The organism is Photobacterium carnosum (assembly GCF_002849605.1).
Classification (GTDB): Bacteria; Pseudomonadota; Gammaproteobacteria; order Enterobacterales; family Vibrionaceae; genus Photobacterium; species Photobacterium carnosum.
Genome location: NZ_NPIB01000016.1, coordinates 1 through 24,264, shown reverse-complemented (window position 1 = coordinate 24,264; position 24,264 = coordinate 1). Strand labels below are relative to the sequence as shown.

The 24,264-nt window shown below is 40.1% G+C and carries 18 protein-coding genes, 2 tRNA genes and 1 pseudogene; 10 read left to right on the top strand and 11 right to left on the bottom strand.

Annotated elements, in window-relative coordinates; genetic code table 11:
- The first annotated feature begins 58 nt into the window (after positions 1 to 58).
- Positions 59 to 2,206 carry a phosphate acetyltransferase gene (gene pta, locus CIK00_RS13095; protein ID WP_101769290.1) on the top strand — a complete coding sequence of 716 codons (2,148 nt, stop codon included), beginning with the start codon at positions 59 to 61 and terminating at the stop codon, positions 2,204 to 2,206.
- A 210-nt stretch (positions 2,207 to 2,416) separates the two neighbouring features.
- On the opposite strand, the gene yfcE is transcribed toward pta, so the two are convergent.
- Positions 2,417 to 2,965, bottom strand: coding sequence for a phosphodiesterase (yfcE, locus tag CIK00_RS13090; protein ID WP_101769289.1), 549 nt, complete (start codon positions 2,963 to 2,965; stop codon positions 2,417 to 2,419).
- 215 nt (positions 2,966 to 3,180) lie between these two features.
- Between yfcE and CIK00_RS13085 the strand changes: the two genes are divergently transcribed.
- Complete coding sequence (locus tag CIK00_RS13085) at positions 3,181 to 4,083, top strand: TIGR01777 family oxidoreductase (RefSeq protein WP_101769288.1); 903 nt, start codon at positions 3,181 to 3,183, stop codon at positions 4,081 to 4,083.
- A gap of 83 nt (positions 4,084 to 4,166) precedes the next feature.
- On the opposite strand, the gene CIK00_RS13080 is transcribed toward CIK00_RS13085, so the two are convergent.
- From CIK00_RS13080 to CIK00_RS13070, 3 genes are all read right to left on the bottom strand, one after another.
- Positions 4,167 to 4,820: a hypothetical protein gene (locus CIK00_RS13080; RefSeq protein ID WP_101769287.1), complete on the bottom strand. Its 654-nt coding sequence runs from the start codon at positions 4,818 to 4,820 to the stop codon at positions 4,167 to 4,169.
- 140 nt (positions 4,821 to 4,960) lie between these two features.
- Complete coding sequence (locus CIK00_RS13075; protein WP_101769286.1) at positions 4,961 to 7,468, bottom strand: ABC transporter permease; 2,508 nt, start codon at positions 7,466 to 7,468, stop codon at positions 4,961 to 4,963.
- Positions 7,461 to 8,183 carry an ABC transporter ATP-binding protein gene (locus tag CIK00_RS13070; RefSeq protein ID WP_101769285.1) on the bottom strand — a complete coding sequence of 241 codons (723 nt, stop codon included), beginning with the start codon at positions 8,181 to 8,183 and terminating at the stop codon, positions 7,461 to 7,463. The genes CIK00_RS13075 and CIK00_RS13070 overlap by 8 nt, the downstream gene beginning before the upstream one ends.
- Between CIK00_RS13070 and tesA the strand changes: the two genes are divergently transcribed.
- Positions 8,182 to 8,793, top strand: coding sequence for a multifunctional acyl-CoA thioesterase I/protease I/lysophospholipase L1 (tesA, locus tag CIK00_RS13065; protein ID WP_101769284.1), 612 nt, complete (start codon positions 8,182 to 8,184; stop codon positions 8,791 to 8,793). The genes CIK00_RS13070 and tesA overlap by 2 nt on opposite strands.
- Here tesA and CIK00_RS13060 read toward each other — a convergent pair.
- Positions 8,778 to 9,677 (bottom strand): LysR family transcriptional regulator, encoded by a 900-nt coding sequence (locus CIK00_RS13060; RefSeq protein WP_101769283.1) that lies wholly within the window; start codon positions 9,675 to 9,677, stop codon positions 8,778 to 8,780. The genes tesA and CIK00_RS13060 overlap by 16 nt on opposite strands.
- A gap of 180 nt (positions 9,678 to 9,857) precedes the next feature.
- On the opposite strand from CIK00_RS13060, the gene CIK00_RS13055 reads away from it, so the two are divergent.
- The 3 genes from CIK00_RS13055 (at position 9,858) to CIK00_RS13045 (ending at position 13,403) form a co-directional block, all read left to right on the top strand.
- Positions 9,858 to 10,760 (top strand): NAD(P)-dependent oxidoreductase, encoded by a 903-nt coding sequence (locus CIK00_RS13055; RefSeq protein ID WP_101769282.1) that lies wholly within the window; start codon positions 9,858 to 9,860, stop codon positions 10,758 to 10,760.
- 289 nt (positions 10,761 to 11,049) lie between these two features.
- Positions 11,050 to 11,877, top strand: a complete 828-nt coding sequence (locus CIK00_RS13050) for an SDR family oxidoreductase (protein ID WP_101769281.1) — start codon at positions 11,050 to 11,052, stop codon at positions 11,875 to 11,877.
- Between the two features lie 671 nt (positions 11,878 to 12,548).
- Positions 12,549 to 13,403 carry a co-chaperone YbbN gene (locus CIK00_RS13045; protein ID WP_101769280.1) on the top strand — a complete coding sequence of 285 codons (855 nt, stop codon included), beginning with the start codon at positions 12,549 to 12,551 and terminating at the stop codon, positions 13,401 to 13,403.
- 74 nt (positions 13,404 to 13,477) lie between these two features.
- Here the strand turns inward: CIK00_RS13045 and CIK00_RS13040 are convergent, their stop codons facing one another.
- Positions 13,478 to 13,888 carry an META domain-containing protein gene (locus CIK00_RS13040; RefSeq protein ID WP_101769279.1) on the bottom strand — a complete coding sequence of 137 codons (411 nt, stop codon included), beginning with the start codon at positions 13,886 to 13,888 and terminating at the stop codon, positions 13,478 to 13,480.
- Positions 13,889 to 14,034: 146 nt separating this feature from the next.
- Positions 14,035 to 15,060, bottom strand: a complete 1,026-nt coding sequence (locus tag CIK00_RS13035) for an OmpA family protein (RefSeq protein ID WP_101769278.1) — start codon at positions 15,058 to 15,060, stop codon at positions 14,035 to 14,037.
- Between the two features lie 714 nt (positions 15,061 to 15,774).
- Between CIK00_RS13035 and CIK00_RS13030 the strand changes: the two genes are divergently transcribed.
- Positions 15,775 to 16,452 carry a winged helix-turn-helix domain-containing protein gene (locus tag CIK00_RS13030; RefSeq protein ID WP_101769277.1) on the top strand — a complete coding sequence of 226 codons (678 nt, stop codon included), beginning with the start codon at positions 15,775 to 15,777 and terminating at the stop codon, positions 16,450 to 16,452.
- A complete protein-coding gene (locus CIK00_RS13025; RefSeq protein WP_101769276.1) occupies positions 16,439 to 16,876 on the top strand; it encodes a hypothetical protein in 438 nt (145 codons plus the stop codon). Before CIK00_RS13030 ends, CIK00_RS13025 begins: the two co-directional genes overlap by 14 nt.
- A gap of 36 nt (positions 16,877 to 16,912) precedes the next feature.
- On the opposite strand, the gene cueR is transcribed toward CIK00_RS13025, so the two are convergent.
- Entirely contained in the window at positions 16,913 to 17,305 is a 393-nt protein-coding gene (cueR, locus tag CIK00_RS13020) for a Cu(I)-responsive transcriptional regulator (RefSeq protein ID WP_167388560.1), read from the bottom strand.
- Positions 17,306 to 17,409: 104 nt separating this feature from the next.
- Here cueR and CIK00_RS13015 point away from each other — a divergent pair, with 104 nt between their 5' ends.
- On the top strand, positions 17,410 to 20,322 hold the full coding sequence (locus tag CIK00_RS13015; protein WP_233426565.1) for a cation transporter: 2,913 nt from the start codon (positions 17,410 to 17,412) through the stop codon (positions 20,320 to 20,322).
- A 200-nt stretch (positions 20,323 to 20,522) separates the two neighbouring features.
- Positions 20,523 to 21,386: a TraB/GumN family protein gene (locus CIK00_RS13010; protein WP_101769274.1), complete on the top strand. Its 864-nt coding sequence runs from the start codon at positions 20,523 to 20,525 to the stop codon at positions 21,384 to 21,386.
- 52 nt (positions 21,387 to 21,438) lie between these two features.
- Here the strand turns inward: CIK00_RS13010 and uhpC are convergent.
- From uhpC to CIK00_RS12995, 3 genes and pseudogenes are all read right to left on the bottom strand, one after another.
- Positions 21,439 to 22,728 (bottom strand): annotated as a pseudogene (uhpC, locus tag CIK00_RS13005) (MFS transporter family glucose-6-phosphate receptor UhpC).
- Positions 22,729 to 24,009: 1,281 nt separating this feature from the next.
- Positions 24,010 to 24,086, bottom strand: a tRNA-Pro gene (locus CIK00_RS13000).
- Between the two features lie 53 nt (positions 24,087 to 24,139).
- Positions 24,140 to 24,215: transfer RNA gene (locus CIK00_RS12995), tRNA-His, on the bottom strand.
- Positions 24,216 to 24,264: the final 49 nt, after the last annotated feature.

Below are 24,264 nucleotides of genomic sequence, written 5' to 3'. Positions count from 1 at the left end.
TAACGTCGAATTGTTATTGAACAGTGCTGTACCGATTCAATAGTCAAAGGAATCTATAGTGTCTCGTACTATTATGCTTATCCCAGTTGGCGCTGGTGTTGGTCTAACAAGCGTTAGTCTTGGTGTACTTCGTGCAATGGAACGCAAAGGCGTTCGTGTTTCGTTCTTCAAGCCTATCGCACAGCCACGTAAAGGTGGCGATCAGCCAGATCTAACTACAACGATCATTCGTGCTAACAGCGATATGAAAATCGCTGAGTCATTCTCAATGGCAAGCGCTGAAGAACTTATTCGTAACGATCAAACTGACGTTCTTCTAGAAGACATCGTTGCTCGCTTTAAAACAGCAACAACAGACTCTGCTGTAACGCTAATCGAAGGTCTTGTTGCTACTCGTAAGCACCCTTTTGCAAATCAAATTAACTTTGAAATTGCAAAAACACTTGATGCTGAAATCGTGTTTGTTGTCTCTCCTGGTACTGACAACCCATCACAACTTAAAGAACGTATCGAAGTAGCATGTTCTAACTTCGGCGGCATTAAAAACAAGCAAATTTCTGGTGTTATCGTTAATAAACTTAACGCACCTGTTGACGCTGAAGGCCGTACTCGCCCAGATCTTTCTGAGATCTTTGACGATGTAGAAGGTACTGTTCCTTCAAACGTTGAAATCATGCAAGTATTCAACTCTAGCCCTATCCGTGTACTTGGTTGTGCACCTTGGAGCGCAGAGCTAATCGCTACACGTGCAACAGATATTGCTCAGCACCTAAATGCTGAAATTATCAATGCAGGTGATATCGAAACTCGTCGTATTAAGAGCATCACTTTCTGTGCACGCTCTATCCCTAATATGGTTGAGCACTTCCGTCCAGGTTCACTACTAGTGACTTCTGCTGACCGTCCTGACGTTATTGTTGCTGCATGTCTTGCTGCAATGAATGGCGTTGAGCTAGGTGCATTATTACTGACTGGTGGTTACGACCTACCAAAACCTGTTATGGATCTTTGTGAGCGCGCATTCGCAACAGGTCTTCCTGTTATGACAGCACAAGGTAACACTTGGCAGACATCGCTAAATCTACAGAGCTTCACTCTAGAAGTTCCTGCTGAAGATAAAGAGCGTGTTGAGTTTGTTAACGAATACATGGCAAGCCACATCGACGGTAACTGGATTGAATCTCTAACTGAAGGTTCAAACCGTGAGCGTCGCCTAAGCCCACCAGCATTCCGTTACCAGTTAACTGAGCTTGCTCGTAAAGCGGCTAAGCGTATCGTTCTTCCTGAAGGCGATGAGCCACGTACAGTTAAAGCTGCAGCTATCTGTGCTGAACGCGGTATCGCTGAATGTGTGCTTTTAGGTAACCCTGAAGAAATTCGTCGTGTTGCTGAGCAGCAAGGTGTTGTTTTAGGTGCTGGCGTAACTATCATCAACCCTGATGAAGTACGTGAGAACTACGTTGCTCGTTTAGTAGAGCTTCGTGGCGCGAAAGGCATGACTGATGTAGTTGCTCGTGAGAAGCTACAAGATTCAGTATTCCTTGGCACAATGATGCTTGAGAATAGCGAAGTTGACGGTCTAGTATCTGGTGCAGTTCACACTACAGCAAACACTATCGTTCCTCCATTCCAAATCATCAAGACTGCACCTGATGCGTCTATCGTATCGTCTGTATTCTTCATGTTGCTACCTGACCAAGTATTGGTTTACGGTGACTGTGCGATCAACCCAGATCCAACAGCTGAGCAACTTGCTGAAATCGCTATCCAATCTGCTGATTCTGCAAAAGCATTTGGTATCGAACCACGCGTCGCTATGATCTCTTACTCTACTGGTACTTCTGGTAAAGGCGCAGACGTAGATAAAGTACGTGAAGCAACCAAACTTGCTCAAGAGAAACGTCCTGATCTAATCATTGACGGTCCTCTACAGTACGATGCTGCAATCATGGAAAACGTAGCGGCTTCTAAAGCGCCAAACTCTCCAGTAGCAGGTAAAGCAACTGTATTTATATTCCCTGACCTAAACACAGGTAATACAACATACAAAGCAGTACAACGTTCTGCAGATCTAGTATCTATCGGTCCAATGCTTCAGGGCATGCGTAAGCCAGTTAACGACCTTTCTCGTGGCGCACTAGTAGACGATATCGTTTACACAGTTGCACTTACTGCGATTCAGGCTGAACAGTCTAACGCTAAGTAAGTTTTAATACTTATTTAAGCGGCTGATAAAACGCCCCAATACATGCCTTCAATTTTTATTGAAAAGTGTATTGGGGCGCTTTTTATTCATGCTATAAAACACAAATCGCTATCCTAGCAATATAACCACAATGTTAAGCAATAACGATAAAGCAAGCACATCATCCAATGATCAATAATCCGCTTTGTTAGTTATTTGATTACGGATATTTTAACTAAGCATCGTCTGCGCTAACACTTCACCGTCAAAACTGATCACCGCTAAAGCATTACCATCCAATAAACCATAGCTTGCAGGTAAACCATTACGTGGAATAGCCACCGAACCGGGATTAAAGGCGTAGTAATCCCCTTTATGCTCAGCAACTGGAATATGAGTATGACCCGAAACAATCACATCGCCAGTCATTAGTTGCGGATGCTTATCGGCATTATAAATATGACCATGGGTTAAAAATAACCGTCGACCATCGGCTAACATCACCACGTTATAATCTGCCATCATCGGAAAATCCAACAGCATTTGATCAACGTCACTATCACAATTACCGCGTACAGCCGTAATTCGATCCGCATACTGATTTAATAATTCAGCCACTTTGATTGGATCGTACCCTTCAGGTAGCGCATTGCGGGGACCGTGATTAAGAATATCACCTAATAAAATAAGATACTTAGCACCACTTTGTTCAAAAGCAGCAATGGCTTTTTGAGCCGCAATAAAACTACCGTGAATATCTGATGCGAAAAATAATTTCATGATTAAGTTCAGCCAAAAAATCGTCAATATATGAGTTTAGTCTACGTGAGCATCAGGAAAAATACTATTATCACCATCAGGTCACGATGATATCTATCAGCATCACTTATACTGTGAACATAGCACTGATTAATAATATTCATCTCAGCACCAACTTGCTTCCACTATCAGTTAATTTAAGCTGGTACATCAATAACCACGAGGGAATAACCAATATGAAGATCTTAGTGACAGGCGCAACCGGACTCATTGGCAAGGCACTACTCCCTCATCTCAATCATGATGAAATCACCGTGATTAGCCGTGATCCCGCCCGCGCTTATCAGCTACTCGGTCATCATATTAATGCGCTTAATTCACTCGAATCGTTACCCAACCTTGATCAATTTGATGCGGTAATTAACCTTGCTGGTGAGTCCATTATCGGTAAACGTTGGAGTGAGCAACAAAAACATATCATTGAAGACAGCCGTTGGAATATTACCCAACAACTGGTTGATAAAATTAAAACCAGTGACACCCCTCCGCAAACGTTTATCAGTGGCTCTGCTGTTGGCATCTACGGTAATCAACATGATAAAACCATTGATGAAAGCTTTACTATTGAGCCTAATAATACTGATTTTTCACAGCAAGTTTGCTCACGCTGGGAACAAATCGCGCTGGAAGCACAATCTGATCAAACACGCGTATGCCTATTAAGAACGGGAATTGTAATTGCAAAACAAGGCGGCGCATTGGCGAAAATGTTACTGCCTTATCAATTCGGCGTTGGTGGCCCTATTGGCGATGGTCAGCAATATTTCCCGTGGATCCAACTGCAAGATATGGTGCGAGGGATTTTATTTTTACTTAATAATAGTGATACTCAAGGTCCGTATAATATGACCGCCCCCAACCCGATTACTAATCGCGCTTTCAGTGCCGCCCTTGCCAGTACATTGCATCGACCACATTTATTATTTACCCCTGCTTGGGTATTAAAATGTGCCCTTGGGGAATCGTCACAACTATTATTAGACGGTCAACGCGCATTGCCGAACAAGTTACAGGCAGCAGGGTTTAACTTTAGCTTCCCTTGTATTGAGCAGGCGTTAAAGCAGACGTTGTGTGATTAAGGATAATTCAATTAATAATAAATAATTGAAGTGATCAGTATTACTGATCACTTCTTATATAATATCTACAAGCTCAAATGCTATTAAATAGTACTTTTAAAAAAGTCATTCATTGTTAATACAATATTCTTTTCTAATAATTCTGATGCTAAATCATCCCCCATAGCAAAATGATCAAAAGCATCTTTTTCATGGTCTACTTTTTCATTAACAGAAAAATCTTTTTTATACAAAATATTACCTTTGGAATCTTTTAATTTATACGTAATATTAAAATCAGCAATGATTGTATATTCTGCAGAACCTAATCCTAACGTTAAGAAACTTTTTCCTAAAGATAATAACGCATCATAATCTGCATATGATGGACCGAATTTATCTTTTGCATAAAGTTCAATAATTAATGTGTAGTCACTAATTCCTTTATTAACAAATATTGATCCTTCAGGAAGTTGTCTTTTAAACAAAGAATTAAAATGACTCAATACACGACTAGCACCTACAGAAAGTTGAGCATCTTCTATTGGCTTTAATTGTAATTGTTTTCCTGCTGTAAATAATCCAGGTTCAGGTTGACTATAAAATAGTTGAGTCGTGAATGTTTTTCCATCAAATTCTGGATTAACAATGGGAGCTTTAATAGGAATAGTTACCACACCATGCGTAGCACACCCTGTTAATATTGTAGTTGAAAATAAAGAAAATATAATTAATAAAAATGATGTTATTTTTGTCATAAAAGAATAAAAACTAGAAGCTAAAATGTCCTAGTAGTATACATTATTCATATGGGGAATGCAGAAATCTGCATTTAGATTTCCGCCTAATATATTCAAAATTGTGTTCAATAATATAACTAGTAAGCAATTTCATCGCATCACCGTAACGGTAACAACAACTTCTTAATCTGCGTCCGTGACACCAAATACACCAACCCAATCGCTAGCACAGGCAACCCTACCCACATCAGAGGATGTAAACTAAACGGCAGTTCAAACCCTTTAACCACCAGCAAGCCCACCACCAACTCTGCGCCTACAGCGGCAATTACACCTGCCAACAACGCAATGATTCCATACTCAAACCACAACGTAGCAGCAATGCGTTTTCGGCTGGCACCTAAGGTGCGGTATAACTGAATTTCTGTTTGACGCTCTGAAATACTTAACCGTAACAACGTCATGATCAGCAATAAACCACTAACAACACCGAGCCCAGCTAATACAGTCAAAGACCAACTAATTTGGGCTAATAAGCCTTGAATTCGGGTTGCCATCATCCGTAAATCAAGCACACCCACAGTAGGATATTGGCTGGCTAACGTATTTAATAATCCATTTTGTTGCTTGCCAACCCGAAAACTGACTAATCCAGTCGCAGGGAATGACTGCAACACATCCGGTGTGAAAATAAAGTAGAAATTGGGTTTCATATTACGCCATTCAACATTCCTAATACTGTTAACGGTGGCGGTAATTTCCAACCCGCCAACAGTAAATGCCAACTTGTCACCCAAGCGAATATTCAATCGTTTGGCAATTCCAGATTCAACTGAAACACCGTCCGCTTTACCCCATTGCCCTTTGGTGACCACATTATGGCTTGGCAATGTTTTCGCCCATGTAAAGTTAAGCTCACGCCTTAAAGCAGGATCAACACTGTCATCATCTGCCTTTCGATTTAGCTCATTACTTATCTCAATATTATTTTCAGCTTGATCAGTCGCTGTTTCATTGGATGTAGCGTAAAAACGTTTATCGTTAATTGCGACTAACCGACCTCGCGTTACTGGATAGCCTTGCGAACGGGTTAGATTAGCTTTATCTAAATCAGCTAAATAGCTTTGCTGTTGCTCAGGGGAGATATTGAGTGCAAACACATTCGGCGCATTCGCAGGTAGGGTATTTTGCCAATCAGCGAGTAATTCATTGCGTAATAACCCGATTACGGCCAATAACATTAATGAGCAAGTTAACGCCACCAATTGAGTCGCAGTTTTGGTTTTACTGCGATTCACACGGCTTAACGCTAAACTATAAGCTGCGCCTAATTTCACTCGTTGTAATAACGCGATAGCGACTACACCAATACCCGCTAAAACCAACAACAACCCCACGATACCTAACAGGGTTAACCACACTAAAAAATTAGTGCCAATCCACACGATAGCCGCTAACACAGGAAGCAATAACAGTAGCCATGCCAAACGACTAGAAGTGGGTGCTATTGTCGATACTTGTACTGAATTGATCGCGGAGGTTTGAACTAACCGTGATAGCGGGATCCCTAACGCTGGTAGTGCAATTAACAATGCCAACAATAAACTGATCGCAAAAGGCGCAATTCCCATCGCCGGTAGCTGATCGGGTAATAAGTTTTGCAGGGGATAACGCAGCAACCACTCAAGCCCTAATCCGAGCGTTAAACCAATAACAATCGCAACCACAAACACGAGTCCGATCTGAGTTAATAGCCAGCGCCATAAAAAACCTTTGGTCGCACCAAGACTTTTCATCATCGCCACCGCCGTCTTACGCGTTGCCGCATAGTGTTGGCAAGTTAGCACTAACGTAGCAGCAGCCATTAATACCACCAGCACTAATGTTAGCGATAAATATTGCCGCGCACGTTCAATAAAATCACCACTGCGTCCGGCATCATTTTCAGTTAGCCACCGTTGACTTGGGGTTAAGATTAATTGCTGACGAATATCAGCCAATGACTTATTTGAACCTAAGAAATAATAACGATAGCTGATGCGACTTCCCGGCTGAACCCCACCCACCGCTTCAATATCTTGCTGATTAATAAATACCGTCGGCATTTGGCTAAACGGATTAAACGATAACTCTGGATCCTGAGTAATACGGCCACTAACGGTTAACTCAGCATCACCCAGCATTAATACATCACCAACTTTCACGTTTAACAGCGAAAATAAACGCTCAGCTAACCATAATTGCTGCGGTTTGACATGGTATTCTAATAACGTGGTATCTGCACTTTGTAAGTTAAGTTCACCCCGTAATGGAAATCCTGAGTCGACAGCTTTAACACTCACCAACTGCATGCCGTTATCACTAAATGCCATAGTGCCAAAACGGATTTGCTGAGCGACTTTTACCGCATCGGTTGATAATGTTTTAAGCTGCGAAAGATCAATCGGCTGTGAAGAAACAAGCACGCTATCAGCCGTTAATGCGGATCGTCCTTGATCAACAATGATCGCTTCCACTCGGCTCACTAATGCCGATAACGCAAACACACACGCGATAATTAAACTCAACGCTAAAGTGACTAACCATAATTGACCTTGACGAATTTCACGCCATGCCCAACGCACAATAAATGATCTATTATTAGTGGCAACAGCAGTATTAAACATCGCGATCATCCTTGTTTAATGGCTTATTATCAGCCCTATCCTGTGCTTGATTTAATATGCCATTATCTAATCGCAGCACTCGATCGCACCGTGCAGCTAAGGCATCATCATGAGTCACTAATATCAGGGTAGTGCCGTTGTCTCGATTAAGCTCAAACAATAACTCAATCACCATTGCCGCCGTTTGTTGATCTAAATTTCCTGTTGGCTCATCAGCAAATAGAATTTTAGGGTTGATCATAAACGCACGTGCTAATGCTACCCGTTGTTGCTCGCCACCTGATAATTGGCTTGGTAAATGGGTCTCTCGTCCTTGTAAACCAACAACGGCTAACAGTTGTTTCGCACGTTCAATATCGATCGCTTTATTTTGAATCAAACATGGCAGAGTAACGTTTTCTAACGCATTTAAGGTCGGTAATAATAAGAAATTTTGAAACACAAACCCAATCGATTCACTGCGCAACTGCGCCCGTTGTTCATCATCTAAGCGCGTTAGATTATGACCTAATAATTCGATCTCACCGGTTGTTGGCACATCTAACCCTGCCAGCAACATCATTAGGGTCGATTTTCCTGCACCTGATACACCGACTAACGCAATTGACTCACCTTGCTCGACCTCAAGCGAAACATCCTGCAAAATGGTCATCGGCGACAAGGTTGTTGTAACCTGTTTAGAAACAGCGTGTGCTTTTATTACGGAGATTGACATGATTCGAATCCTTTCATTATTAATGCTGTTATTTTCATCGACAGCATTTAGTCAAACGCTATTAGTCTTGGGTGATAGCTTAAGTGCGGGTTATCAAATGCCTGCCAATAAAAGCTGGCCGATACTACTACCTGAAATATTAGCCCAACAATCCCAACCAACGACAATTATCAATGCCAGTATCTCAGGCGATACCAGTGGTAATGGGTTAGCGCGTCTGCCACAACTGCTTAAGCAATATCAGCCTGACATAGTATTAATCGAATTAGGTGCAAACGATGGCTTACGCGGCTTTGCTCCTAAAATACTACGCAATAATCTCAGTCAGATGATCACTTTAATTAAAGAAATGGGATCCCAACCGTTATTGATGCAAATCGAAATCCCACCAAACTACGGCAAACGCTATAACGAACTGTTTCGTAATATTTACCCAGAGTTAAGCCAATCGCTTAACATACCGCTATTGCCTTTTTTTCTTATTGATATCATTGTTCAACCGCAACTAATGATGAAAGATGGAATTCATCCAACCGCTGAAGCACAACCGCTTATCGCCCAGTTTATGGCACAACACCTTAAACCTTATCTCAATCAGAAAAGCTTATAATGACAAAGAAAATCAACCAACACTCGAACCCGGCGTGCTTTTTGAGTATGTTGTGGAAAGTAAATATATAGGCCCGGATAATCAAGCCAGTACTCTTCCAGAATGGGGATTAACTTACCAGACGACAGCGCTTCTCGAATCATCGGCTCGACAATTCGCCCAATGCCTAAACCTTTTGAAGCCGCATCAATCATTAAATCAGTATCATTGACGATCATACTCAGGGGCGGAGTCACCCGTATCGTTTCTCCTTTATCGTTCAACTCCAAAGGAGCTAACTGATTTGAAGGCATATAGCGGTACTGAATTAATTTATGGTGCTGTAAATCTTGCGGGCTGTGGGGCGTGCCAAAGCGTTCTAGATAATCGGCGGTAGCAAAAAGAGCCTCTTTCATTTTTGGCATTAACGGCCGTGCAACCATGCCTTCTTCAATTCGATGGCCAAAGCGTATTCCCGCGTCATAACCTTCCTTGATAATATTGATTGAAGTATTAGATACCGATATTTCTAGCTCAATCTCTGGATATAGCGCACAAAATTCAGCATAAATTGGCTCGACAATAAGTTGATAGGCAAAGCGAGGTACCGTTATACGCACCTTGCCTGAAGGTACTTGACTCAGATCCTTAACGCTCTCCAATGCTAGATACAAAGCATCCATTGCTGGAGATGCTTGTCCCATAAGGCACTTCCCCGCTTCGGTGAGTTCAATTGTTCGAGTTGTCCGAGTGAACAGCGGTAGGCCAAGATGGGATTCAAGCTGCTTTAGGGCATTACTCACTGCCGGAGGTGATAATTCAAGTTTACGCGCAGCCCCGCGAATACTGCCTTCTTGGGCAATAGTAAGAAATGTATCTACTTGATTGAAAAGCGAACCTTTCATACTTACTTCCTTATTGTTTCGTCTAGCTTAACAGTGCGTTCATTATTACCCACCTTATCATTATCAATACGTTAATGTAATCTTAGTCACAGTTATCTGATGGACATCAGGACTATAAGCAGACCAAACGTCCCCAGAACCATGAATATCAATATTAACTGAAGGAAAAAAGGTAATTTTATGACTATCAATAATAAATCTGTAACGGTAATCGGTTTAGGTGGAATGGGGTCAACACTGGCATCCGCTCTTCTTAAGGCTGGACACAAGGTGACGGTATGGAACCGTAGTGCTGAAAAATCTCAGGTATTGGTAGCTGAAGGGGCGATTCTAGCTGAGTCACCAGCAGCAGCGGTTTTTGCCAGTTCATTGACCATTATTGCCGTGGTGGATTACCCAGCAGCTCATGCAGTATTAGAACAAGAAGAGGTAGCGAAAGCATTAAAAGGCCGCACTTTAGCGATGATGAGTACAGGCACTGGTGAGCAAGCTAAAGATCTTGCTGAGTGGGTACAAAATCAAGGTGCAGAATACATCGATGGCGGCCTTCTAAGCTATCCGCGTGCTATTGGTAAACCAAGTACCGGAATGCTATATAGCGGCAGTAAGCTTGCTTTCGAACAGCATGCTCAAACGCTATCAGCGATGGCGGGTGCGCAGCAATTTATCAGCGATGATGTGACAGCCTCCAACACGATTGGTCTTGGACTATGGAGTTTCTATTTCGGCTCTCTTGCTGCTTTTTTTGAAGGTGCCGCTTGGGCAGATCGGATCGGCAATATGAATATGCTCGACTTTCTACCTTCAGCCAAAGCTATGATGGCCACGTTAGTTGATGGTATGGAAGATGCCGCAACTCGTATCAGTTCTGAAGATTATTCTGGTGATCAAGCAAGCGTAGATCTTCACTTACACGGTATGGAGCTACTGTCTGGTGCATACTCGGCAGTAGGCTTACCGGCAAAAGTTTCTAACGCTTTTGTAGACTACCTGCACATGGCTCGCAATGCTGGTGATGGCAGTAAAGATGTAGTGACAACCTTTAATGCACTTCGTCAATCTCAAGGCAAGTTAGATCTGTAGATTGATATTCTCTGATCGTAAGTAAGATTAAAAAGAATATAGATATATGAATACGCTAAATAGTCGCAAGAAAATAACATTGATTGCGACTATTCTCATCGTTCAAAATTAGCATTAGCACCAAAAGCCCTGAGAGATATGGTATCGATATTTTTCTTATACAATCAGATTCTGCATCACCGTTTCTTCACGCGGCAGCTCCATTCCTTTTGATCTCCGATAACCCAATAAAATCATTTAATAAATGATATCTACGATTACAATGGAACTAAGTCTTTAAGGAGGATGTATGAAAGAAACAATATTGATCACCGGATGCAGTAGTGGTATCGGTAGATACTGCGCAGAACAGTTACACGCGGCTGGGTATAATGTTATTGCTAGCTGCCGTAAACCTAAGGATGTAGCACAACTACAAGCACAAGGGCTTAATTGCGTAGAACTGGATGTATCAAGCCAGTCATCAATAGAAAATGCGATTACAGAGGTGCTAACGCTATCAGGTGGGCATTTAGATATCTTATTTAATAATGCCGCTTACGGACAATGTGGAGCGCTTGAGGACCTACCGACAAATGCCCTTAGAGCACAGTTTGAAACTAATTTATTTGGTTGGCATGAACTTACAAAGGCCATCATTCCAATAATGCTAAAACAAGGCCAAGGAAAAATCATCCAGAACAGCTCGGTATTAGGCCTTGTGGCAATGAAATACCGTGGAGCGTATAACGCCAGTAAATTCGCCCTAGAGGGTTACACCGACACCCTACGCCTTGAGCTTATGGATACCAATATTAGCGTGTCTCTTATTGAACCTGGCCCCATCAATAGTAAGTTCAGAGAGAACGCAAAGCTACATTTTGAAGATACAATCGATATGGAAAATACACGCCACCAGCAAGCGTATAAAAACACACTTGAGAGATTATCAAAAACAACATCATCAAACAGCTTTACTCTAGAACCCGATGCTGTTCTTAATCAAGTACAACGCATTCTCAATAGTCGCTCACCAAAACCACGCTATTACGTCACCCAGCCGACTCATCTGTTTGGAGTCCTGCGTCGTCTGCTTCCAAGCCGCTGGTTAGATAAGATACTGGTTAAAAGCGCTTAACTTGCATCGTGTTACATACAGACAACCAGAGCCATTAGTTATACCAATTAGGCACTTTTAACCCTAGTAATACGTTTACTTTAGGACCTAACACTGCATTTAAGTAGGTGTTAGCCATAATCAACAACAAGTATCCAAAAGCACGTTACTATGTTACTCAACCGACATATATATTTGGTTTTCTTCGTCGTATATTACCGATAAAATGATTAGATAAACGGCTAATAAAGCGTAATTAATCAAATTTAAGTCATAATAACAGTGTTTATTATGACTAAATTTATCTATCACATTTGAAAAACATGGTGATAAAAACAACATCTAAAAATTAAATGTCGATATATCCCGCTAATTTCCGCACTTAAAGTCAAACAAATAGCCTTTAAATCCACATTATCCAACCCCCCTCATAAAAACCATAATAACGTCATATTAGTGTCACACTAAAAAGTTACAGTAGCCTTAAGTCAAAAGACTCATGCCATTAAAAATCGTCTTCTCTGAGGTGTAGTATGTCGTTGCGCCAAATTAATCTTATCTGTCTCTGTATCACAATCGCAGTAATGGTTACGTTTAATAATTAATATCATTTACTGCTATTTTCTTGATTCAACTCGATTCATCCCCATATATTTGATATAGCCCTTCAAATAGCCAATGGATATCAGCACATGTATCAAAATGTCGCTCTTGAATTAAACGAACAGAATCTCCAGCAAATCATCGATCAATCGATGCAAACGCCTGTAGCTATCAGTTTCTGGGCACCTTCAATGCCAGAAACGCTTGAAGTGAATGCCACTCTTGGAAAAATTGCGCGTGAGTATCAAGGTCAATTTACCCTTGCAACAGTGAACTGTGAAACTCAACAAGCGGTTGCTTCGCAATTTGGCGTACGTGGTTTACCTACTGTAGCCTTATTTAAAAATGGTCAGCCTGTTGACGGCTCTGCGGGTCCACAAACAGAACAAAGCTTACGTGAAATGCTAAACCGCCATCTACCAACGCCAGAAGAATTACAACTGCAACATGCATTAGCGTTAGTAAAAAGCCAAGATTACAACCAAGCATTGGCTTTACTACGTCAATTAGCACACAAATTCCCTAAAAATAGTATTATTGAACTTGCGATTGCTGAATGTTTGGTGGCTGCGGGATTATTTGATGAAGCAGAGTTAATTCTCGACACGATTCCAATGCAAGATCAAGATGCGCAATATAAAGGATTAATTGCTAAGCTTGAATTACATAAACAAGCGGGTAACTCTCCTGAAATTCAGCAGCTAGAAGAAAAATTAGCGGCAAATCCAACCGATGCAAATATTACGTTCGAACTTGCGGTTCAATACAGCCAAGTCAACCGTAATGAAGAAGCATTGGCACTCTTATTAAATATCCTACGCAATGATCTTAATTTTGCCGACGGTAACGCCAAAAAGACCATGATGGATATTTTAGCGGCACTAGGGCAAGGAAATCCTATTGCGGGGAATTACCGTCGTCAACTGTATTCATTACTATATTAGGTTATAGACCAATAAAAAGGCCCGTCAGCGTTGTGCTCACGGGCCTTTTTTATTCAATATATTTAATCTAAGCATTAACGTGCATTTGTTTTTTCAAACACTAAAAACTTATTACCTGAATCCACTACCAACGTATCATTAATTACTTCAATACTGGTCGCACTACGTAATACATTTAGCATATTATCTTCTTGAGTCACAAGCTCAGGTAAGCAAATTCTACTGCTAACAACAGGCAGCGTAAAACTACCATCAGCGGCAATTAAACGTCCTTTAAATTGATTACACCCGGTAAAGCCAGATACTTTCATATCAGCATTAATCGTTAATTTAGGTTTATGTTTAGTCACTCCAGGGATATATACCCCACCTTTAAGTATCCAATCACCAATAAGTCGGGTTGACTTATTTAATTGCTGATTAGAAAAACAGCCTGTTAATGAAATCGCTAATAATAGTAATAAACAATATTTACTTTTTTTCATCATCGCTCTATAACTCAATCTTAATCTCAATAGACTGCTTTATTCATCTAGAAACAAGCTATTGAGATAATAATCACATAAAACAATGCCGATGATCTCTCATCGGCATTCATATTCAAACTATACAGTCTGTACTATCGTCTTAATTACTTAAGGATGATTTGTACTGAACGCTGAACATAGTTAGTGCTGTCAGCTGAGTTAGTTTGGATTGGGTTGCTGTTAGCTACGTGAGAAACAGTTAAGCGAGATGCGCTAACACCATTTGCTTCAAGGAAGCTAGCAACGTTATCTGCACGTTTTGCAGAGATTTTATCGTTGATTGCTTGGCTGCCAACTTTATCAGTACGACCGATAATTTGCGCGGTAACTTCTGGGTTAGCTTGCATAGTTGCAACAACTTCACCTAGATTGTAACGGCCGTAGTCGTTTAACTTAGTTTGACCATTTTGGTATGGAAGAACATAAGAAGAACGAGTTGGGATTTGTGCTTCAACAGCAACTTCTTTAACAACTTCTACAGTGTTTGTAACAACTACTGGTGTTGCAGGTTGACCAAACTTGTATGTCATACCCCAGTACGCTTGAGTTAGATCAGCGTGACCTTTTGAAGTACGTAAGTTTTGGTAGTAATCAGCACCGATTTGAGTAGATAGTGCGTTAGTGATCTGGTAAGACAGACCTAAACCACCAGTTGCTGAGAAGCTATCAGAACGCATATGCGTTAATTGACTAGCGCCTTTATTATCAGCGTAAATGTAAGTACCACCTACTTTAGCAAATGCAGATAGTTTTTGTGTAAGAGGTAGATTACCTTTAATACCTACAGTTGCAAGGTTTAGGTTAGAACCACCTAGATTATGCATAAAGTCGTAGCTAGCGTATGCGCCAACATATTGGTTGAAGTCGTAACCAGCATCTAGTTTAGCACTTGGAGCGCTAGTTTGGCCGTTGAATGCTGCAGAGTCTGCACTACCAACATAACCCATACCTAGTGCGCCACCAACCCAGAAGCCGTGGCCTTGACCAGCGTACCAGTGACCAGTTGCTGCAGATTGAGTTAGTGCAGTGTTATTTGTAGCCGTTGCAGGTGCATCAGCAGCCATTGCAGATGTAGCAACGCCTAGAGATAAAGCTGCTACTACAGCTAGAGATAGAGATTTCAATTTCATGTTTAACTCCAATGGTTAAATGCTTTAAAAACTTTACTAATTGTCTGTCCATATAAGTGCGTACTATCTATTTTTTTAAGCGTGTATCGCAGGACAGTCTTTGTAAGGAACCTCATCATTCTGTGATCGAGTTCGCATTAAGGCAAATAATAAAAAATGATGTTCACAATTAATTGTTGTTTTTTCACACGCGCCAAAAAAATGACTTCTGAAAAATAAATCTTTCAGAAACAATTTAGACAAATGGAAAAAAACTGTTTTTTTTAACAAATTAATTTACATAAAAAAAGATAAAATCGTCATAAAAACTAAAAATTCAAATTAAAAACAATATCTTAATCAGAAGTTATCTTATCTTTAAACTATCAAAAAAAATATGAAAAATATGTCTTTTCATACTGCACATAACGTAATAAATAATCATATAGCACTATTTAATTCTTAAATTATCCTTTATCATCACTTCCATAAATATTTTTTTTTGTTAGCATTTACTTTGAACATAAAGATCAAAGAGGTGTAATGAACTTTTTCATAACCAAAATAGAAGAAGTAACGCTCTTGTTAGACTTTTATTTACTATCAAAAATGATGATTTTATAGCGCAATAAAAAATCAGACGCTTAGATATTAAAAGCAATAACAATAAAAAAGCCGTCGTCTTTAAGACGTGTACTGCACCAAACAGATACTTAGATAGGTAGTTAGAAAGCCATGATCATATATAAATACGGCAAGGATGTTTTTGAACCGCAGAAAAGCGCTTATACCAACCAAGAAGCCACCACTAAACTCAGTGCTAGCGAAACAAAAATCCTCCAATTTTTAATTGATAACAGTGGCGAAATTATCAGTAGAGAAAAACTACTAGAAATTGGTTGGCCTGATAAAGTCGTTGTACCAAACTCATTAAACGTCGCTATCGCTAATTTGCGTAAAGCATTTAAAAGTAAAAATGAAATTATTATTACGATTAAAGGTGCCGGTTTTACTATTGCAAATAACACCTTTATTCAACAACAATTTCAACCTGAAGTAATAATAGATACCGAACAACATCATGCTGAGCAACGACAGTCTGCCGACAATAATACAGATACAGATACAGATAACAATACGATCAATAGTGATATTAATCACATTACAGTGACGGAAAAAAACAAATCATTACCGACAATGACGAAAATTGGTTATGCCGTTTGTTTAACCGTGATATTTGCTTGGATTATGCTATGGGCGAGCAGTTGGCAATCACCACCTTGTGTTACCGTTAATAATCAAAAGATTTGTGGTAATATTGGATTGCTCAATCTACAAAAACTGCCACAAAACTTGAGTGGTAAAAATACAATTTATATTGATACCACTGGAAAAACGTATGAAAAAATTTAAATATCTCGTTATAGCATTATTACTTTTAATGCTATATCCCGTGATTAACGGTATGGGGTGTGACTTTAACTATAAATACGTAAATTCCAACCACGAACAATTTGGCAGTTGTAAATTTGGGCAATACACATTCATTGACTATCCAAACCCTAAGCAAGATAACGGTTATACTGTATTAAAAGGGCTTTATTTCTATGCTTTTGGCAATGCCGCAATATTAGTTATCGATACAGAAGATCATACTAAAAAAATCACCGAAGCTGCGATAGAAAGTCTCAATTGGACTCAAGAACGGTTTTGGCGTCAATTTAATCTTCAACGATTAGATAATAAGACAATGGTCAGTTATAGCTCATCACCTAAAAAAGCATTACATATCATTCCCTATGATGGCACCTTATCCATGAGTGATAGTGGTCACTAACAAACTTACGGCTAAATAACTTTTTAAAAACCTTATTTAGCCGTTCTTAATTAAACTTTCTAAAATCGGACAATGAGCGCTTTTATCTCCAGGACACTGATCTGTTAACGCAGATAATGTAAGCTTAATTTGTTTCAACTCTTCAATTTTATGATCTATCTCTATCAACTTTTGCTGAGCTTTTTGTTTAACATCTCGGCTATGGCGATCAGGATTAGTCGATAATGCCAGTAGTTGTTGGCACTCATCTAAAGAAAAACCAATCATTCGAGAACGTTTAATCAATAATAATTCTGCAATATGACTGGTATTATAATAACGATAACCATTAGTACCCCGTGGTGCAGCACTGATCACGCCTTTAGTTTCATAAAAACGAATGGTTTTAGCCGTTAACCCCGTCTGTTTTGCAACATCACTAATACTCATCATAATTATTCTCTCTCTTTAATTAAAAACAATCCTTGACATTATAGTTACTGGAAGGATTATGCTGGAACCATTAATTCATCTAAACATAAAAAGGCGAGCACATGAATACCATTACTCTCCCTCTTGCCAATGTAAGCTGCATGCATTGCGTTAATAAAATTCGTGATGCCATCAGCCTGCTACCTAATATCCAACTTATTGATATTGATACTGAACAACTAATAGTTTCTACCGACAGTTCTTTACCTGATTTGTTTGACGCAATTACAGCATTAGGCTACCAAGTTGGCTTCCATTATCAATTACCCCTTGCAGGATTATCTTGCGGCCGTTGTGTAGCTAAAATAGAACAAGCCTTAAATGAACGGCATGACATTGCACACTTTGATATTAATAAACAATTGGCCGATGTTTATGGCGCAATCAGTGAGCAAGCACTAACAAACATCATTGTTGAACTAGGCTATCAAGTTGTAACTACGTCAGTAACACAACATTATGATTTTACATTAAATGGCCTCTCCTGTGGTAAATGTGTGGCTAAATTGACCACAGCATTAACTCAAGACAATATCGAAATTATTGCACTAGATAAAAATGCACTCAGTGTAATAACATCATTAACTGCTGCCGATATTATCGCCATAGTGACAACAACCGGCTATCAAGCAGCATTAAGCACTGATATTCAAACAACAACTGAAGTCGATACACTTGTCACTCCTGAGCCTGAGCCTGAGCCTGAGCCTGAGCCTGAGCCTATTATCGCTCCTCAAGACAATGTAACCCAATTACTTTTATCAGGATTAACCTGTGCCAGTTGTGTTGCATCAGTAGAAAAAGCCATTAAAGCGGTTGATGGTGTGAGCAATGTAAACGTTAACCTTGCTGAGCGTACGGCTCTAATTTACGGTCAAGCACAGCCACAAGCGATCATACAGGCCATTGAAAATGCAGGTTATGGCGCAGAAGAAAGTGAAGATGACCAAACCCGTCGTATTCGTCAACAACAACAAAACCAACAGACATTTAAAACCCATATCCGTAATGCTACCGCCTCACTAGCATTAGGTGTTCCATTGATGGCATGGGGTATCTTTGGCGGAAGTATGGTCATTGATTCAACAACCAGCCAAATCAGTTGGGGCATTATCGGTCTGATTACTTTGGCGTTGTTAGTCACAGCAGGTAAAGACTTCTATATCAATAGTTGGAAAGCTTTCCTACACCACCGTGCCACTATGGATACCCTAGTTTCATTAGGTACAGGGGCAGCATGGTTATTTTCAATGGCCGTTGTTATTGCACCTAACTTATTCCCATTAACTGCACGTCATGTGTATTTTGAAGCATCAGCAATGATCATCGGTCTAATTACCATTGGTCATGCATTAGAAGCCCGTGCTCGTAGCCGTACATCAAAAGCATTAGAACGCTTAATTGATCTTCAACCTCAAACTGCGATTGTGGTTGAAGATGGCCAAGAAACAGAACGTCCACTAAGTGCTGTTATAAGTGGCATGGTTTTACGCTTGAAACCAGGCGCTAAAGTTGCAGTTGATGGCCTTGTCATTGAAGGGACAAGTTACCTTGACGAATCAATGTTGACTGGCGAACCGCTTGCTGTACATAAAAAAATGGGTGATCACGTCCGTGCAGGTACCATTAATCAGCAAGGCAGTTTACTGTTTAAAGCGGAACATATTGGCAGTGACACCATGCTGGCACGTATCATTCAGTTAGTCCGTCAAGCACAAAGCAGTAAACCTGCACTAGCACGATTAGCAGATACTATCTCAAGTGTCTTTGTGCCAAGCGTTATGATCATTGCCATAATAACAGCCATGGCTTGGTATTACTTTGGTCCGCAACCTGCTTCTGTTTATATGCTTGTTGCCGCAACAACGGTACTTATTATTGCCTGTCCATGTGCATTAGGCTTAGCAACACCGATGTCAGTAACCGTTGGTGTTGGACGGGCCGCAGAGCTAGGTATTCTCATTAAAGATGCCGAAGCGATGCAACAAGCCGCCAGTATTGATACCGTAGTATTAGATAAAACAGGTACTTTAACTGAAGGTAAACCACAAGTTGTTGATTATAAAATTTATAATGCATTAACTCGTGAGCAGCTGGTTCAATTAGCAGCAAGCTTAGAGCAAGGATCTGAGCATCCACTTGCCAATGCGATTGTTAAATCAGCCCAACAACAGCAATTACAACTGTCTCCACATCATGACTTCATGACGTATTCAGGACTCGGTGTATCTGGCACAGTAGATCAACACCAACTACTGTTAGGTAACGCTAAATTCATGGTTAAGAATAATATTACTATTAACCATGCTGAAACGGATTTTGATTTTATTGCCAATCAAGGTGCAACACCTGTTTACCTTGCACAGAATGGCGTTTTAGCTGGCATTATTGGCATCAGTGATCCATTACGCAAAGATTCATTATCTGCCGTTAAACGGATGCAAAAAATGGGACTTAAAGTTGTAATGCTAACAGGAGATAGTGTTAAAACGGCACAAGTTATTGCAAATAAACTAGGGATAACTGATGTCGTTGCTGACGTATTACCTGATGGTAAAGCAGCACAAATCACCTTATTACAACAGCAAGGCCGACGCGTAGTCATGGTTGGTGATGGTATAAATGACGCACCCGCGCTTGCACTGGCTGAAGTTGGTATTGCAATGGGTAGTGGTACTGATGTTGCGATTGAAAGTGCACAATTTACCTTAATGCGCCATTCATTACACGGTGTTGCTGATGCATTAGAACTATCAAAAGCCACATTACGAAATATCAAAGAGAACTTATTTGGTGCCTTTGTTTACAATACATTAGGCATTCCAATTGCTGCTGGCGTGTTATTCCCTCTTACAGGAACACTGCTTAGCCCCGTTATTGCAGGCGCAGCAATGGCGTTATCATCCATTACCGTAGTAAGTAATGCTAACCGGTTACGTTTATTTAAGCCAAGCCGACAAGATCAGGAGAAATAACATGTGTTTATTATTAGGCGTTGCTGCCATTGGGTTTATTGTCTGGTGGTTCTGGCTTAATCCACGTTCTCGTAATTCAAAATAATACGAGTCCAGTAACTGGATAATCATATTAAGGCTACTTCGGTAGCCTTTTTTGATCTCGTTTTCTATCAATCTTTGATATAAATTAATCAATATTATTTAATTTATGGTGACGCATGTTCAAATCTCTCTTATCCAAAGCATTATTGGTGCTGCCTTTTATTGCCCAACCGATACTTGCCGATCCTATTGTTTGGAAAATTTATGACCAACAGCGTGAATTTTATGTTTTAGGTTCTATTCATGCGGGTAAAGAAGCAATGTTCCCCCTACCTGATATATTTCTCGAACAGTGGCAACAAGCTGATGCCTTAATTGTAGAAGCTAATATACTGCAACAATCAACAGCTGTGCCCACACTATCCCCGCCCTTTACGCACCAAGCATTACATGAACCTGCACTTAAAAAATTAAAAAAAATCACTACCGCATTGAACATTCCATTTGAAGCATTATTGCAACAACCACCCTGGTTAACGGCCGTAACGCTACAGCTGGCGCTAGCCGATAAGCTCGACCTAAAAGCAGATTATGGAATCGACTATGTATTATTACAGCGCGCCCAACAGCAGCATCTTCCTATCCTTGAATTAGAAAGTGTTAGCCAGCAATTTAAGATGTTAGAAAACCTGCCAGAAAATGGCGCACCAATGCTAATTGACACTATTAATGAATGGGACCAAACCCAGTCATCATTACGTTGCTTAGTGAAAGTGTGGCAACACGGAGACAGTGAAAAACTTGAACAACTTTTTCAAGAAAGCCAATTTGATCCAACCACTGATGATGCTTTAATTTTTGATCGTAATAAGCATTGGGCTGAAACACTTGCACACACCGCCCCCTATCAATCAGGAAAATTTATGTTAGTGGTTGGTGCCTTTCATTTAATTGGAGAGCAAGGACTGCCTAATCTAATGAAACAACAAGGATTTAAGGTTGAGAAGCTAACCTCAGGGACAAAGGTAAATTGTAGCTAGCACTGAAAAAGCTACTACAACTTATTTATATTTAAGTCGTAGTAGCTTTATATCAAATTTTCTTTTTAAGGAATAAAAATGGTATTAATAAAACAGATGCAAATATCGATGCAATAAATATTAACGTAAAAAAACCTTGCCAATGATACGTTTCAATTACTTTTGCTACGGGATATCCTGATAATGCTGCGCCTATATAACCAAATAAACTAACAAATCCAACAGCAGCACCCGCTGCATCTTTATGCGATGATTCTGCTGCCATAATACCAATTAGCATCTGAGGGCCAAAAATAAAAAAGCCACTCATAAAATAGATAACACAATAAATAGGGTATGATGCTGAATTGAAATTCCACAAACAAAACATAGTAACAACAACGCCAATTGAAAAAATGACATTAATTGGAGTTCTTCGACCTTTGAAAAAATAATCAGATCCCCAGCCAGCAAAAAGGGAACCTATAAAACCACCTATTTCAAAAAAACTAATCGTTGAATTAGATGTTAATATATCAAAGCCTCTCATTTCAGTTAAATAAATATTACTCCAATCATTAATTGATGTTCTAACGATATAAACTAAAATATATGCCATTGCTAACAACCAAATAGCTTTATTTTTTAATATATAATTTATAATTATTGTTCGAGTATCAGCTTTAATACTTGCCTTTTCTTGTTGTATTTCTAATTCATCATGTCGCCATTCACCAACAGTTGGTAATCCCATCGTTTCAGGTTTATCACGTAAGCGCCAACAAACAAAAAGGCCACAAAGAATAGCCAAACATCCAGGGATAATCATGCCAAAACGCCAACCATAATGCAGAGTGATCACACCTACAATTATTGGGATTAAAGCCCCACCTAAATTATGAGAAGTATTCTGTATTGACCACCATGTACCACGCTCAGATTTAGAATACCAACTAGTTAATAATTTCGAACAAGGAGCCCAACCCCAACCTTGAAAATAAGCATTCACAATCCATAATGAAATAAATAGAGCCATAGACGAACTAAGCCCAAAAGCAATATTAACTAAACCTGTAATAATTAACCCACCCCCCATAAACCAACGAGGATTTGATTTATCACTAATAATGCCAGAGAAAAATTTAGATAAACCGTATACAACATAGAATAATGTTCCCATTAATCCGAGTGTTTCTTTATCTAAAATTAATGAATCTAATAATGTTGGTGCAATAAAATTTAAACTTTTCCGAGTAAAATAATATGCGGTATAACCAACATACATACCAATTAAAATCTAAACTCGCCATTTTTTATACGTTTTATCTATTAGATTATCACTATTTATAGAAGAATCTGACATAACACACCTAAAAATATCGAATGAAAGCAATTATTTGTCACATAATATTCCTAAATGGAATTATTTGTGTGATGAATATCTATTCTTTAAATTTTAATCTTTTTTTATAAAAATAATAAAGATCAACAAACTAGCTATATCATCACTACCCAATAATGCATAAATCGCTTTTTATAGATAAAAAAATGAATCTTTCGGGACGGTTTTCTTAATAGTGGTCGGTGAAGAGCCAAGGTTCTAATATCAGTGAACACCCGACCCTCGGCTCCGCCACTCCTAACATCAGAGACACACTACCAAACTGCACTATTCACCACTTTCTACAGACGAAAAAAAACCGCATCTTTCGATACGGTTTTCTTAATAGTGGTCGGTGAAGAGCCAAGATTCTAATATCGGTGAACCCCCGCCCCTCTGGTCCGCCACTCCTAACATCAGAGATGCGCTACCAAACTGCACTATTCACCACTTTCTACAGACGAAAAAAACCGAATCTTTCGATGCGGTTTTCTTAATAGTGGTCGGTGAAGAGCCAAGGTTCTAATATCCGTGAACCCCCGCCCCTCTGGTCCGCCACTCCTAACGTCAGAGATGCGCTACCAAACTGCACTATTCACCACTTTCTACAGACGAAAAAAAACCTGAATCTTTCGATGCGGTTTTCTAATAGTGGTCGGTGAAGAGCTAGGTTCTAATATCAGTGAACCCCCGACCCTCTGGGCCGCCACTCCTAACATCAGAGATGCGCTACCAAATTGCACTATTCATCACTTTCTACAGACGAAAAAAAACCTGAATCTTTCGATTCAGGTTTCTTAATAGTGGTCGGTGAAGAGCCAAGGTTCTAATATCCGTGAACCCCCGCCCCTCTGGTCCGCCACACCTAACATCAGAGATGCGCTACCAAACTGCACTATCCACCACTTTCTACAGACGAAAAAAAACCTGAATCTTTCGATTCAGGTTTCTTAATGATGGTCGGTTAAAAGCCAAGATTCTAATATCCGTGAACCCCCGACCCTCTGGTCCGCCACTCCTAACATCAGAGATGCGCTACCAAACTGCGCTATTCACCACTTTCTACAGACGAAAAAAAACCTGAATCTTTCGATTCAGATTTCTTAATAGTGGTCGGTGAAGAGCCAAGGTTCTAATATCCGTGAACCCCCGACCCTCTGGTCCGCCACTCCTAACATCAGAGATGCGCTACCAAACTGCACTATTCACCACTTTCTACAGACGAAAAAAAACCTGAATCTTTCGATTCAGGTTTCTTAATGATGGTCGGTGAAGAGGGATTCGAACCCCCGACCCTCTGGTCCCAAACCAGATGCGCTACCAAACTGCGCTATTCACCGACAATGTTTAGGCTTACAAGGCCAAGGTCTCTAATAAAAGACAACCTGAATAATGGGGTGGCTAACGAGGCTCGAACTCGCGACAACCGGAATCACAATCCGGGACTCTACCAACTGAGCTATAGCCACCATTGTAAGTGGTCGGTGAAGAGGGATTCGAACCCCCGACCCTCTGGTC

Bases quoted from the DNA above. Each gene is read 5' to 3' on its own strand.
- yfcE (WP_101769289.1), bottom strand. From the start codon at position 2,965: ATGAAATTATTTTTCGCATCAGATATTCACGGTAGTTTTATTGCGGCT.
- CIK00_RS13085 (WP_101769288.1), top strand. From the start codon at position 3,181: ATGAAGATCTTAGTGACAGGCGCAACCGGACTCATTGGCAAGGCACTA.
- CIK00_RS13080 (WP_101769287.1), bottom strand. From the start codon at position 4,820: ATGACAAAAATAACATCATTTTTATTAATTATATTTTCTTTATTTTCA.
- CIK00_RS13075 (WP_101769286.1), bottom strand. From the start codon at position 7,468: ATGTTTAATACTGCTGTTGCCACTAATAATAGATCATTTATTGTGCGT.
- tesA (WP_101769284.1), top strand. From the start codon at position 8,182: ATGATTCGAATCCTTTCATTATTAATGCTGTTATTTTCATCGACAGCA.
- CIK00_RS13070 (WP_101769285.1), bottom strand. From the start codon at position 8,183: ATGTCAATCTCCGTAATAAAAGCACACGCTGTTTCTAAACAGGTTACA.
- CIK00_RS13060 (WP_101769283.1), bottom strand. From the start codon at position 9,677: ATGAAAGGTTCGCTTTTCAATCAAGTAGATACATTTCTTACTATTGCC.
- CIK00_RS13055 (WP_101769282.1), top strand. From the start codon at position 9,858: ATGACTATCAATAATAAATCTGTAACGGTAATCGGTTTAGGTGGAATG.
- CIK00_RS13050 (WP_101769281.1), top strand. From the start codon at position 11,050: ATGAAAGAAACAATATTGATCACCGGATGCAGTAGTGGTATCGGTAGA.
- CIK00_RS13045 (WP_101769280.1), top strand. From the start codon at position 12,549: ATGTATCAAAATGTCGCTCTTGAATTAAACGAACAGAATCTCCAGCAA.
- CIK00_RS13040 (WP_101769279.1), bottom strand. From the start codon at position 13,888: ATGAAAAAAAGTAAATATTGTTTATTACTATTATTAGCGATTTCATTA.
- CIK00_RS13035 (WP_101769278.1), bottom strand. From the start codon at position 15,060: ATGAAATTGAAATCTCTATCTCTAGCTGTAGTAGCAGCTTTATCTCTA.
- CIK00_RS13030 (WP_101769277.1), top strand. From the start codon at position 15,775: ATGATCATATATAAATACGGCAAGGATGTTTTTGAACCGCAGAAAAGC.
- CIK00_RS13025 (WP_101769276.1), top strand. From the start codon at position 16,439: ATGAAAAAATTTAAATATCTCGTTATAGCATTATTACTTTTAATGCTA.
- cueR (WP_167388560.1), bottom strand. From the start codon at position 17,305: ATGAGTATTAGTGATGTTGCAAAACAGACGGGGTTAACGGCTAAAACC.
- CIK00_RS13015 (WP_233426565.1), top strand. From the start codon at position 17,410: ATGAATACCATTACTCTCCCTCTTGCCAATGTAAGCTGCATGCATTGC.
- CIK00_RS13010 (WP_101769274.1), top strand. From the start codon at position 20,523: ATGTTCAAATCTCTCTTATCCAAAGCATTATTGGTGCTGCCTTTTATT.